Source organism: Achromobacter sp. DH1f (assembly GCF_000633435.1).
GTDB classification, from domain to species: domain Bacteria; phylum Pseudomonadota; class Gammaproteobacteria; order Burkholderiales; family Burkholderiaceae_B; genus Achromobacter; species Achromobacter deleyi.
The window spans coordinates 42,541-55,167 of record NZ_AYMF01000008.1; the positions used below are offsets into that span (position 1 = coordinate 42,541).

The following is a 12,627-nucleotide window of genomic DNA, read 5'->3' on the forward strand; positions in this document are numbered from 1 at the left end:
GAAAAAAACCCTAGGTCCGGCGCGCATCATCGGACCGATTCGATGACGGCGGGGCTATCGCGGGTGTCGACCCGCAGGGGCAGGGCCTGCGGCAGGATGCGGTAGAAGCTGGCCAGGTTGCGGCTGTCGAAGCTGCCGGTCAGCCGCAGGGCGGCCACGCGCGGGTCGTTCAGCGCCGGCACGGGGTGGCCGTAGCGGCCGAATTCGGCCAGCGCCTGGGCCAGGGTGGCGTTGTCGAAGGTCAGCCGATGGTCCAGCCAGGGCGCGACGGCGGCGGCGTCGATCGGCGCAATGCGCCCCGGCATGCCGGCGGCGTTGATGGCCAGGCGCTGCCCCGCGGTCAGGTCGGCGGTGTAGCGACGGCTGTCGGGCAGCCAGAACTGCCACCAACTGGCCGGGTGGGCCGGCGCCACGCGCACATGGCCGGCGGCCACGTCCACCTGCACGCCGGGATAGCCGGGCACCGCCGGGGTGTGGCGCACGTTGAAACGGGTGCCCACGACCGTCACGCGCACGTCGCCGGTCACCACGTCGAACGGCCGCTGCGCATCGCCATGCACCTGGAACATGGCCTGGCCCTCGGCCATCGTCACCTCGCGGCGGTGCGGATAGAACGCCACGTCGATTCGGGTGGACGAATCCAGGGTCAGGCGGCTGCCGTCGGGCAGCGCGATTTCCTGCTGCTCGCCGGGCGCGGTGGCGTACTGGGCGCGGTATTGCGGGGCGGCGGGAACCAGGGCAAACAGGGCAATGGCCAGGGCGGCACAGGCGGCCAGCAGCGCGGGGGCGAATTGCCAGAAGCGGCGGCGCGGAGGCGTGGGGCGTCGAGGCTGGGCGTGGGCGGCAGGCGCGGCGTCCATCGCGCGCAAGCGGGCGAGCGCCGTGTCGGGCAGGGCATCGAGCCCGTTCCAGTCGGCGTCCCAACGGGCATAGGCGTCGGCGTGGCGCGGGGATTCGGCCAGCCAGGCCTGAAAGGCGGCCTGCATGGCGGCGTCGGGCTGGTCTTTGCGGCGCACCAGCCAGTCCAGCGCGGCGGCATCGACCGCGGCGTCCTGGTCGGGGGTGGACTCGGGCATCGGGTTCATGGCTGCAACGATTCCTGGCGGACGTCCGGCGCGGCGCCGGCGCGGGCATCCCAATCGGACTTGCCGCGGCGGCAGGCCTGCATCGCCAGCTTGATGTGCTGTTCGACCATCTTGCGCGAGATGCCCATCTGGTCGGCGATCTCGGTGTGCGACAACCCGTCGAAACGATGCAGCACGAAGGCCTGGCGGCAGCGCGGGGGCAGGGCGGCGATCACGGCCAGCATGGCGTCGACCGCCTGGGCCGACATGGCGGCCGTTTCGGGTTGGCAGGCCGCGGGCGCGGCGATATCGTCCAGGCCGGTGTCATCGGCATCGGGGTCATGCGGCTGGGCCTGGCCGCGCACCACGTTGCGGCGGTGCTGGTCGGTCAAGAGATTGCGCGCGGTGCGGTAGAGCAGGGCGCGCGGTTCCAGCAGTTCGCGTTCGCCTTGCTGGGCCGACAGCACGCGGGCGTAGGTTTCCTGCACGGCATCCGCTGCCGCATCCGAATTCCTGATGGCTCGGTTGCAGAAGTTCAGCAGTTCGCGGTAGTAGCGCTCCAGCACGGCAAGTCAGACGGATCGGGTCGGGCAAGCCATGGGCCAGGAGATTCCGGCAGGCGCATCGCTTCAGTGGGTTGTAATGAGAATTGATACTCATTATTACACAACCCGGCCAATCAGGCAGGCGTGCGTTGCAAGGCGCGGGCGGCGCGGCGACGGCGCAGCCACAGGGTGTAGATCACGACATTGCCCACCACCAGCAGGGCGGCCAGCACCATCTGGATGTTGCGCGTCAGGCCGTCCGGGTAGATCACGGCCAGGATGTAGTGTTCGATGAAGCCGCCGCCATAGCCTTCCTGGCCGGCCTGCTGGCGCAGCGACACTTCCAGCGGCGTCAGCGGGCAGATCCAGCCCATGCCGATGACCATCGCGCCCCAGGCCAGCGCGGGCAGGTGCAGGTAGGCCAGGCGCCAGCGCCACAGCGCCAGCAGCCCGCCGAACACGACGAAGGCCACGAACAGGCCGTGCAGCACCAGCACCGCGTCGGCCAACAGGCGATAGATCATGCGAGGCAACTCCAGGTTCAAGCACCGGGCGCCGGCCAGGGCGGCCGGGCGCGGATCAGGGCTTCAGGTCGCGCAGCAGCTTGGCCAGTTCGGGTGCCGTCATCAGCGACACGCCCTGGGCGCGGGCATATTGCAGGGCGTTGTCCGACACGTCGCCCAAGGCGATGTAGATGGCTTCGCGCGCGCCGCGTTTGTCCCGCACGGCCTGCAGTTCGCGCAGCGGCTCGACGCCGGTGCGGGCGGCCTTCCAGCGCTTGGCGCTGACCAGGGCCACGTGGCCATCCTTGCTGAGGGCGAAGTCGGCCCCCGGCGCGTTCAGCCGTTCGACCTCGCAGCCGTCGCGGCGAAAGCCCGCTTCGACGACCGCGGCGAATTCGGTCCAGGACATGGCCGCGGTGGCTTGCGCCACGGCCTCGACCCGGGCGCCCGACGGGGCGCGCAACTGCTTGTAGGCCGCCATGATGGCAATGACCGCGAACGGCACGGCCGCAAACACGCCCATGGCCGCGTACTCCAGCGGCAGGGCGGCGAAACCGCCCACGGCCAGCACCAGGGCTACCCCGGCGCTCATCCACCACGGCGAGCGCAACAGCACCGCGAAGATGGAATTCTGCGACATCTTGAGCTTCATGCTTCGCGCACCACGATGCGGACGTCGCCACAGGTGACGATCTGGCCGGGGCGGATCTTGGCCGTCTTGCGGCTTTCGACCACGCCGCCGACGCTGACGTGGCCATCGGCCACCAGCATCTTGCCGGCGCCGCCGCTGTCGCACACGCCGGTGGCTTTCAGCAGCTGGTTCACTTCGATATAGGGGCTGCCTTCGGCAAGCGTGAATTCAATGATGGGCATGTCGCGAACAAACAGTGGAAAGAGAAAACGGGCCGATCAGCCCTGGCTGCCGGGCGGGTTGCCACCGGGGGGATTGGCGCGGGCGTCGCCTGTATTGGGGGCGGCCGGGGGCGCGACCGGCGCCGTCGGGACTACGCCCGCCAGGTCGACCGGGGCCGTCCGGACATTGCCGGATTCGGCGCGCGCCATCCAGGCGATCAGCGACGAGCGCATGGCTTCTTCGACCGACATCTGGATGGGCTGCACCCATTCCTGCGGCACGAACACGGTGTAGCCGCCGATCATATAGCCCATGGGCAGGTACACCGCCACGCGGTCGCCCTGGGTGAAGCCTTCGGGCAGGCCGTCCAGGTTGCGCCGTGTGATCAGGCCCACCAATTCCAGCTGCTGGCCGGGAATGCGCAGCACCACCACCTGCTGCGCGGTGCTCTTGGAACCGGGCGAGAAGTAATCGGCAAAGCTCTTGAGCGACGAATAGATGCTCTTGACCACGGGCAGGTTGGTGAACGGCATTTCCACCAGCAGCAGCACACGCTTGACGCGCTCTTTGGACACCAGGTAACCGATCGCCAGGATGCCCAGGATGCCCAGCAACAGGCCCAGCCCCGGGAAATAGAAGCCGCCGATGAACGGACGCAGGAACGTCAGCGCCACCGCTTCCGTCCATGCCAGGAAGATATAGAGCACGTAGATGGTCAGGGCCAGCGGCAGGACGGTGATCAGGCCGCGGAAGAAGTATTTGTAAAGACGCGTCATAGTCGAGAAAAAGCAAGAAAATCGGGGGCGGTCCATGCCGGGCTGGAACCAGAACGGCCGCCAGCATAGCAGCCGACGGCGCGGGCGCCGGTAACAAGGCGCGGGAAGCGTTACCGGTCGACGGGCAGGTACAGGGTCTCCTTGATTTCCTCCATCACCACATAGCTGCGCGATTCCGCCGAGGCGGGCAGGCGCTTGAGGATTTCACCAAGCAGACGCCGGTATTCGTTCATTTCGGTCAGGCGGGCCTTGACCAGGTAGTCGAAGTCGCCCGACACCAGGTGGCATTCCATGACCTCGGGCACATACAGCAGTTCTTTTTTCACCTTGTCGAACACGTCGCCCGACTTGGCGGACAGCTTGATTTCCAGGAACACCAGCAGGTTCTTGCCGAGCGCGGCCGGATTGACGCGCGCATGGTAACCGGTGATGACGCCTTCGCGTTCCATGCGCTTGACCCGGTCCGAGCAGGGGGTGGCCGACAGGCTGACCCGCTCGGCCAATTCGGTGACCGACATGCGGCCTTCCCGCTGCAGGATATCCAGGATTTTCAGGTCGATACGGTCCAGGTCGCGCATTTCACTTTTGGGTGGCAAAAAAGCGGGGGTGTCCGAGAAAAAGCACTGCCAAAGAAAAATAATCAGTGTTTTTCACTGCGATGAGGCTCATAGACTACCGAAATTCCTGACCAAAACCAAACTTCGGAAAGAATCATGCATGTGATCGTCCTCGGCAGCGGCGTCATCGGCACCACGACCGCCTACTATCTGGCCCGCCAGGGCGCCAAGGTGACGGTGCTGGATCGCCAGCCCGGCGCCGCCCAGGAAACCAGCTACGCCAATGCCGGCCAGGTCTCGCCGGGCTATTCGACGCCCTGGGCCGCGCCCGGCATTCCGCTCAAGGCGATCAAGTGGCTGTTCAAGAAGCACGCGCCCCTGGCGATCCGCCTGGACGGCAGCCTGTACCAGCTGAAATGGATGGCGGCCATGCTGGCCAACTGTTCGGCCGAGCGCTACGCCGTCAACAAGGAACGCATGCTGCGCCTGGCTGAATATAGCCGCGACTGCCTGCGCGAACTGCGCATCGACACCGGCATCCACTACGAAGAACGCACCCGCGGCACGCTGCAGCTGTTCCGTACCGATGCCCAGATGGAAGCCGCGCGCCGCGACATCGCCGTGCTCGAAGAAGTCGGCGTGCCCTACGAACTGCTGGACCGCAACCGCCTGGTCAGCGCCGAACCGGCGCTGGCGCGCTCGCTGCACAAGCTGGCCGGCGGGCTGCGCCTGCCCAATGACGAAACCGGCGATTGCCGTCTGTTCACCACCCGCCTGGCCGACATGGCCGCAGCCCTGGGCGTGGACTTCCGCTACAACCAGCCGGTGGCCGGCCTGACCACGGCCGGCGGGCAGGTGACCGGCGTGCGCGTCGGCGACCAGGTGCTGACCGCCGACCGTTATGTCGCCGCCTTCGGCAGCTACACCCGCGGCTTCCTGGAACCGCTGGGGCTGGACCTGCCGGTGTACCCGGTCAAGGGCTATTCGCTGACCATTCCCATGAAGGACGAGGCCGCCGCACCGGTGTCCACCATCCTGGACGAAACCTACAAGATCGCCGTCACGCGTTTCGAGAACCGCATCCGCGTGGGCGGCATGGCCGAATTGTCGGGCTTTGACCTGCGCCTGAAAGACGCGCGCCGCAAGACGCTGGAACTGGTCGTCAACGACCTGTTCCCCGGCAGCGGCGACGTGCCCCGCGCCGAATTCTGGACCGGCCTGCGGCCCATGACGCCGGACAGCACGCCCGTCGTCGGCCCCACCCGCTACGGCAACCTGTTCCTGAACACCGGCCACGGCACCCTGGGTTGGACCATGGCCTGCGGCTCGGGCAAGCTGGTGGCCGACCAGGTCATGGGCCAGCGTCCGCAGATCCGCACCGACGGCCTGGACCTGTCGCGCTACGACCGCCACACGGCGGCCCACCGGCCGCTGGTGCTGGACGGCAAGGGCGCCTGACGCCCGCCGGTTTTCCGCTTTTTCCGGCCGCCGGCCATAAGCCGGCGCCTCAATGGCCCGCTCGGCGCAAAATGCCGGCCGGGCCATTGTTCTTTGGCGGGCCGCCGGCCTCTACAATCCGAGCATGACTCATTTCCTGCATACCGCCGATTGGCAGATCGGCCGTCAGTACGGCCAGTTCGAGACCGACGATGCCGCCTTGCTGGCCGAGGCCCGTTTCGATGTCGTGGCCCGCATCGCCGCGCTGGCCGCCGAGCGCCAGGTGGACGCGGTGCTGGTGGCCGGCGATGTCTTCGACACGCAGGGCGTGTCCGATCGCACCATCCGCCGCCTGTTCGCCGCGCTGGCCGCCTACAGCGGGCCGTGGGTCATGATTGCCGGCAACCACGACGCCGCGCTGGCCGACAGCGTCTGGAGCCGCGCCGCGCAACTGGACTGCATTCCCCCCAACGTGCACGTGCCGCTGCGTCCGGGCGTGGTGGACCTGCCCGCGCAGAACCTGGCCGTGCTGGCCGCGCCGCTGACCCAGCGGCACACCTATGACGACGTGACGCAGGCCTTCGACGCCATGGACACCGAGCCGGGCCGCCTGCGCATCGGCCTGGCGCACGGCAGCGTGGCGGGCCGGCTGCCCGACACCATCGACGCCACCAACCCCATCGCACCCGACCGCGCCGCCCGTGCGCGGCTGGACTACCTGGCCCTGGGCGACTGGCACGGCTGCCTGGCCATCGACGAACGCACCTGGTATGCCGGCACGCCCGAACAGGATCGCTTTCGCGGCAACGAGCCGGGCTATGCGCTGGACGTGCGCATCGCGGCGCCGGGGGCGGTGCCTGTGGTGGAACGCGTGGCCACCGGCAAGTACCGCTGGTCGGCCTGGACCGAAACGCTCAGCCTGCCCACCGATGCCCAGGCATTGGCGCAGCGCCTGGCGGGCCTGCGGGCCGAAGACGTGCTGCGCCTGGAATTGCAGGGCCACGTCAACGTGCCCACCTGGGAAGCGCTGCAACGGGCGGTAGACCAGGCCGCCGCCCAGGCGCGCGCCGTGCTGCCGGACTTCTCTGGCCTGCTGCTCGAGCCCGACGAGGCCGACCTGGCGCAACTGGGCGCCAGCGGCTACGTGGGCGAAGTGGCAACGCAATTGCAGGCGATGCAGGCCGACCCGGAACAGGCGGCCGTTGCCAGCGAGGCGTTGCGCTTGCTGCTGCGGTTCCAGCGCGACGGGGTAGCGGGCAGTGCCGCGCCCCGGGACGCCGCCGGCCGTGACGCTGCAACCCAGGGGAGCCTGCAATGAAGCTCTCGCGCATCGCCCTGGAAGAATTCCGCAAGTTCCGCCAGCCCCTGGTGCTGGACGGTCTGCAAGACGGCCTGAACCTGTTCGTCGGCCCCAACGAGGCCGGCAAAAGCACGGTGGCCGCCGCCATTCGCGCGGCGTTCCTGGAACGCTACAGCACCCGCACCGTGGCCGACCTGGCGCCGCGCGGCGAATCCGGCGCGCGCCCTAGCGTGGAACTGGCGTTCGCCCATGCGGGCCACGACTATTTCTTGAAAAAGCAGTTCCTGTCGCGCGCCCGCTGCGAATTGCTGATCGACAATGGCGCCCAGCGCCTGGAAGGCGAAGAGGCCGAGAACGCGCTGGCCGCCTTGCTGGGCTTTGAATTGGCCACGCGCGGGCAGAGCAAGCCCGACCTGGCTGGCGTGCCCGGGCTGCTGTGGATCCAGCAGGGCGACGGCCAGAACCTGCAAGCGGCCGCGGGCCATGCCGGCGGCCACCTGCGCGAGGCGTTGACGCAGCTGTCGGGCGAACTGGCCTCGGGCGATGGCGACCGGCTGTACGAACGCGTGGCCGCCGAACGCGCCGCGCTGCTCGATGCGCGCAACGGCCGCCCCAAGGGCATCTACAAGGACGCCGAAGACGCCCTGGCCAGCGCCCAGGCCGAGCGCGACACCTGCGCGGCCGCCAAGGCCCAGCTGGACGCCGACGTCGACCGCCTGGCCAGCCTGCGCGCCGAGCACGCGCGCGCCGATGCGGGCCAGCCCTGGAAAGACTTCGAGGCCCGCGCCGCCGATGCCCGGGCTCGCCTGGCGGCGGTCGCCAAAGAGCGCGAAGCTTTCGACGGCCTGCAACGCGAACAGCGTCAGGCCGCGCAGACGCTGGCGGTGCTGCAAGAGCAGGTGCGCCGCGATCAGCAGGACGAGGCCGATCTGCGCGCCCTGACAGACGAAGCCGCCGCCGCGCGCGCCCGCGTGCAGGACGCCCAAGAGCCGCTGGCCCGCGCCCGCAAGCAGCGCGACACGCATGCCGCCGCGGCCGAACAGGCCCGCCAGCGTGTCGCTGCAGTCCAGGCCGTGGCTGACCGGCACGACCTGGAACACCAGCTGCAACAGCTGGACCGCGACGTCGAACGGCTGGACGGCGCGCTGAAAGAAGCCACCACCTTGATCGAACAAGGCTCGGCCCTGAAGGCCGAAGCCGTGCGCATCGAGATCGCCGATGCCGACATCCAGGCGCTGCGCAAAAGCGAACGCGCCCTGGGCGACCTGCAATTGCAGCAACAGGCCATCGCCACGCGCGTGGCCTACACGTTCGAACCCGGGCACCAGGCGCGGCTGGACGGCGCGGCGCTGTCGGGCAACGGGGAAGTGCTGCTGACCAGCGCGGCCGAGCTTGATCTGCCCGGCGTGGGCCGCCTGCGCATCGAACCGGGCGGCAAGGACCTGCCGGCGCTGATGCGCGAGCTGGCCGACGCGCGCGCCGCCAGCGCCGCGCTGCTGTCGCGCCTGGGCGTGGCCACTGCCGCCGATGCCGAAGAACGCCACGCCCGCAGCACCGCCTTGCAGCGCGAGCTGGACGCCATGCGCAAGACCCTGGCCATTCATGCGCCCAAGGGCATCGACGTGTTGCGTGGCCAACGTGACGACGCCTTGGCCCGCCGCAGCGCCTTGCGCGAGCGGCTGGCGGCGCTGCCGCCCGCGGCCGACGCAGGCGATGTTGACCTGCCCGCCGCGCGCCAGGCGCTGCGCGATGCCGAGAGCAGCGCAGCCCAGGCGACAGAAGCGCTCGCAGCAGCCCAGCGTGCGCTGGACGCCGACAGCGCGCGTGCCCAATTGCTGGAAACCCAGGCCGCGGCACGCGGCGCCGATCTGCAATCGCCCGAACGCGCGGCGCAGCGCCAGGCCCGCGCCGGCCGGCTGGCCGAGGCGCGCAGCGGCCACGACCTGCTCGAACAGCGCCTGCAAGCCGCGCAGGCGGCGCTGGCAGCGCTGCGCCCCGAGCTGCTGGAACAGGATGCGCTGCGGTTTGAAAAGTCCGCGGCAATCGAGCGCGATGCGCAGCACAAGCGCCATAGCGACATCCAGCAACTGCTGGGCAAGCTGGAGCAGGCCGGCGCGCAGGGCCTGGGCGAACGGCTGTCCGAGGCGCAAGCCGCCTGCGAACGCTTGCAACGCCGCCGCGATGAATTCCTGCGCCGCGCGCAGGCGCTGGACCTTTTGTCTACCTTGCTGGCCGGCAAGCGCGATGCCGCTACCCAACGCCTGCAAGCCCCGCTGGCGCGCCGCCTGGGCCACTACCTGGGCCTGCTGTTTCCGGATTCCGCGCTGCGGCTGGACGACGCGCTGCTGCCTGCCGCCTTGCAACGCGCCGGCGCGGAAGACCCGCTGGATGCGCTCAGCTTCGGCACCCGCGAACAGCTGGGCATCCTGGCGCGCTTTGCCTACGCCGACCTGCTGCGCGAGGCGGGGCGGCCGACCCTGCTGGTGCTGGACGACGCGCTGGTGCATACCGACGACGCCCGCCGCGACCTGATGAAGCGCGCGCTGTTCGATGCCGCGACGCGCCATCAGGTGCTGATGTTCACCTGCCATGGCGACGCCTGGCGCGACCTGGGCGTAGAGCAGCGGCGCATCGGCGCGATGGAGACCCCGTGAAAGCCCGACAGCAGATCATCGACGGCTTCGACAGCCTCAGCCCGCGGCTGCAAGTGGCCGCGCGCTTTGTCATCGACCATCCCAACGAAGTCGTCATCGGCTCGATGCGCACGCTGGCCGAACGCGCGGGCGTGCCGCCCGCCACGCTGGTGCGGCTGGCGCAGCAGTTGGGCTATGGCGGTTGGCCCGAATTGAAGTCGGCGTTTGCCGGCGATCTGGGGCTGAACGGGCAAGGCTACGGCGAACGCGCCCGCAGCCTCGCCCAGCGCAGCCGCCGGCCGGACTTGCTGGATGACCTGTTCCGCGCACAGCAGGCGGCGCTGGCCGCCACCGCCGAGCAATGCCTGCCGTCGCTCAAGGCCGCTGCCAAGCTGCTCAAGCAGGCGCGCCAGGTGCACGTGGCGGGCTTTCGCGCCAGTTTTTCCATCGCCCATTCGCTCGTCTACGGCTACCGGTTGTTCCGCAACAGCGTGCACCTGGTCGACGGCCTGGGCGGCAATCTGCAGATGCGGTTGCGCGCCATCGAACCGCGCGACGTGGTGGTCGCCATCAGCTTTGCGCCGTATTCCAGCGAAAGCCTGGCGGTGGCGGATGCGGCGCGCGCCGCGGGGGCATCGCTGATCGCGCTGACCGACAGCGACGCCTCGCCGCTTGCGCGCGCGGCGCAGGTGACGGTGCTGTATTCCGTGGCTGGCGCCTCGTTCTTCCCGTCGGTCACCGCGGCCATGGGCGTGACCGAAGCGCTGCTGGGCTTGCTCGTTGCCGAGGGCGGCGACGACGTGGTGGCGCGCCTGAAGCGCAACGAACAGGACCTGGTGGAATCCGGCGCCTATCTGCCGTTGGGTACGCGCTATTGACCGTTGCCCGTGCAAACCCGGGATTGCGCCGGGAGGGTGCCTTTGTTAAGGTGTTTTGAAACAAACGTTTCTTATAAATAAATATAGATTCGTTTGTTTCTTTCCGCTGAAGCCACTTTGCCAAAGCCACTTTGCTGAAGCCCATTCCGCTGCAACCAAGGACACACCCAACATGAACAAGCCCTGGCGCGTTGCCATCGCAGGGTTCCATATCGAATCGGTCAGCTTCCTGCCGATCGAGGCCACCAAGGCGGATTTCGACGCCGTTGCGCTGCGCGGTGCGCACATCCTGACCGAACTGCGCGGCACCAACACGGTGATCGGCGGTTTCATCCAGGTCTGCGAGGCCCAGGGCATCGAGATGGTCCCGCTGGTGCACTCCGCGCTGGGCGCGGTGGGGCCCGCGTCGGACGAGGCCGTGGCCTGCTACGCCGATGAGATCGCGCAGGGCGTGCGGCAGCACGCCGACTCGCTCGATGGCGTGCTGCTGTTCCTGCATGGCGCCTGCTGGGCGCCGTCGTACCCCGACCCCGAACGCCATTTCCTGCGGCTTGTGCGCCAGGCCCTGGGCCCGGACAAGCCGCTGATGGTGGCGTTCGACTATCACGGCAACCTGGACGCCGACACGCTCGAGGGCGTCACCGCGCCGTTCGCCTACCGCCGTTCGCCCCACACCGATACCGGCGAAACCGGCGCGCGCGCGGCCGATTGCCTGGCGCGCACGCTGCGCGGCGAGATCGCGCCGGTGTGGGCCATCGCCAAACCCGACGTGCTGGTGCCCAGCATCTTCAGCGCCACCGCCTTGCAGCCGCTCGCGGGCATCATCGACGCCGGCAAGCAGCGGGACGCGGCCTGCGCCGGCTACAGCGATACGTCCGTCATGGCGGGCTTTTCCTATGCCGACGCGCACAACACGGGTTTTTCGGTGCTGTGTGTGCGCGACGCCGACCGCGCGGGCGCGCAGGCTGCGGCCGATGCACTGGCTGGGCAGATCCACGCGCAACGCCATGCCTTGTATCGGCCATTGCCGGTGTACGAGATCGACGCGGCGGTCGACCAGGTGCTGGCGCAATTGCGCCGCGAACCGGCCGCCGGCCGGCCTTACGTGTTGCTCGAGCATGCCGACCGCATGAACGATTCAACCTACCTGCTGGACGCGTTGCTGCAGCGGGGCGTGACGCGCGCGGCGGTGCCCTTCATCTGGGACGCAGCCGCCGCGCAGCAAGCGGCCCAGGCCGGCGCGGGCCAATGCATCCGGATGCGGCTGGGCGCGCACAGCTCGGACAAGGCCGGCCCCAAGCTCGAGGTCGACGCCCGCGTGCTGTGGGCCGGGCCGAAGCAGTACCGGGTATCGGGCGACTACATGCGCGGCATGCCGGTGGACCTGGGCGTCAGCGCCTTGCTGGACGTGAACGGCATCTCGGTCAGCGTGGTCAGCCATTTCGCGTTCGCGGTCGACGGCGACGCCTTCACGCAGTTCGGCCTGCGGCCCGAGGATTTCGACATCATCGTGCTGCGTTCCAAAACCCATTTCCGCGCCTTCTACGAACCCCTGGCGCGCGACATCCTCATCGTCGACACGCCCGACTATGGCGTGGCGGACCTGCGCAAGTTGCCGTACCGGCATGTCGACGTCACGCGCGCCTTTCCGTTTGTGGATGTGCCTCACGCGGGCGCGTTCCCGGCAGGCGATGCGCCAGCCGCCAGCGCCGGCCCGGCTTGACGGCAGCCGGCCGCGCCGGTAGCCTGTGCGGGTTCCTTCTCGAACGTCTATCGATCCCCATGCCCGACGTCACGCTTCTCGCCGATTCCGCTTTCGCTGCCCATGCAGCGGCTGCCGGCGCGCGTGCCCGCCGTTGGCATGCGGCATCGCCTCCTGTCTTTTCTCCTGTCGTCTGCACGGTCGTTTCGCCGCCGCAGTCGCCGCCCAGGGCTGTCCGGCCGGTCTTTGTCCGGCCCATGGCATCGCCGCCGGTGGCGCCGCCGCGCGCCGTCGTGACGGGTGTATCGGGCGCTTATCCGCCGGTTGCTCCGGTTGCGCCTGTAACTCCCGTCGTCGGCTGATCGCCGCAGACTTCCCG

General features: G+C 69.1%; 12 protein-coding genes. 5 read left to right on the forward strand and 7 right to left on the reverse strand.

The features are described from left to right. Window positions 1-26 precede the first annotated feature (26 nt). The 7 genes from U858_RS0106645 to U858_RS0106675 all read right to left on the reverse strand — a co-directional run bounded on the left by U858_RS0106645 (window position 27) and on the right by U858_RS0106675 (window position 4,319). Complete coding sequence (locus tag U858_RS0106645; RefSeq protein WP_025136387.1) at window positions 27-1,085, reverse strand: FecR domain-containing protein; 1,059 nt, start codon at window positions 1,083-1,085, stop codon at window positions 27-29. Continuing rightward, the gene (locus U858_RS0106650; protein ID WP_025136388.1) at window positions 1,082-1,630 is read right to left on the reverse strand and encodes a sigma-70 family RNA polymerase sigma factor; all 549 of its coding nucleotides are present in this window, start codon (window positions 1,628-1,630) and stop codon (window positions 1,082-1,084) included. The genes U858_RS0106645 and U858_RS0106650 overlap by 4 nt, the downstream gene beginning before the upstream one ends. A 113-nt stretch (window positions 1,631-1,743) precedes the next feature. Then, window positions 1,744-2,133, reverse strand: coding sequence for a DUF2784 domain-containing protein (locus tag U858_RS0106655; protein WP_025136389.1), 390 nt, complete (start codon window positions 2,131-2,133; stop codon window positions 1,744-1,746). Between the two features lie 55 nt (window positions 2,134-2,188). After that, window positions 2,189-2,764, reverse strand: coding sequence for a restriction endonuclease (locus tag U858_RS0106660; RefSeq protein WP_025136390.1), 576 nt, complete (start codon window positions 2,762-2,764; stop codon window positions 2,189-2,191). After that, on the reverse strand, window positions 2,761-2,985 hold the full coding sequence (locus U858_RS0106665) for an RNA-binding S4 domain-containing protein (protein ID WP_025136391.1): 225 nt from the start codon (window positions 2,983-2,985) through the stop codon (window positions 2,761-2,763). Before U858_RS0106665 ends, U858_RS0106660 begins: the two co-directional genes overlap by 4 nt. A 36-nt stretch (window positions 2,986-3,021) precedes the next feature. Continuing rightward, a complete protein-coding gene (locus U858_RS0106670) occupies window positions 3,022-3,741 on the reverse strand; it encodes a DUF502 domain-containing protein (RefSeq protein WP_025136392.1) in 720 nt (239 codons plus the stop codon). A 110-nt stretch (window positions 3,742-3,851) separates the two neighbouring features. After that, entirely contained in the window at window positions 3,852-4,319 is a 468-nt protein-coding gene (locus tag U858_RS0106675) for a winged helix-turn-helix transcriptional regulator (RefSeq protein ID WP_025136393.1), read from the reverse strand. A gap of 135 nt (window positions 4,320-4,454) precedes the next feature. On the opposite strand from U858_RS0106675, the gene U858_RS0106680 reads away from it, so the two are divergent. From U858_RS0106680 to U858_RS0106700, 5 genes are all read left to right on the forward strand, one after another. After that, window positions 4,455-5,756, forward strand: a complete 1,302-nt coding sequence (locus U858_RS0106680) for a D-amino acid dehydrogenase (protein ID WP_025136394.1) — start codon at window positions 4,455-4,457, stop codon at window positions 5,754-5,756. A 124-nt stretch (window positions 5,757-5,880) separates the two neighbouring features. Then, the gene (locus tag U858_RS0106685; RefSeq protein ID WP_025136395.1) at window positions 5,881-7,053 is read left to right on the forward strand and encodes a DNA repair exonuclease; all 1,173 of its coding nucleotides are present in this window, start codon (window positions 5,881-5,883) and stop codon (window positions 7,051-7,053) included. Continuing rightward, on the forward strand, window positions 7,050-9,689 hold the full coding sequence (locus tag U858_RS0106690) for an AAA family ATPase (protein ID WP_025136396.1): 2,640 nt from the start codon (window positions 7,050-7,052) through the stop codon (window positions 9,687-9,689). Before U858_RS0106685 ends, U858_RS0106690 begins: the two co-directional genes overlap by 4 nt. After that, window positions 9,686-10,546, forward strand: a complete 861-nt coding sequence (locus U858_RS0106695) for a MurR/RpiR family transcriptional regulator (protein ID WP_025136397.1) — start codon at window positions 9,686-9,688, stop codon at window positions 10,544-10,546. The genes U858_RS0106690 and U858_RS0106695 overlap by 4 nt, the downstream gene beginning before the upstream one ends. 172 nt (window positions 10,547-10,718) lie before the next feature. Further along, entirely contained in the window at window positions 10,719-12,269 is a 1,551-nt protein-coding gene (locus U858_RS0106700) for a M81 family metallopeptidase (protein ID WP_025136398.1), read from the forward strand. The last annotated feature ends 358 nt before the right edge of the window (window positions 12,270-12,627 follow it).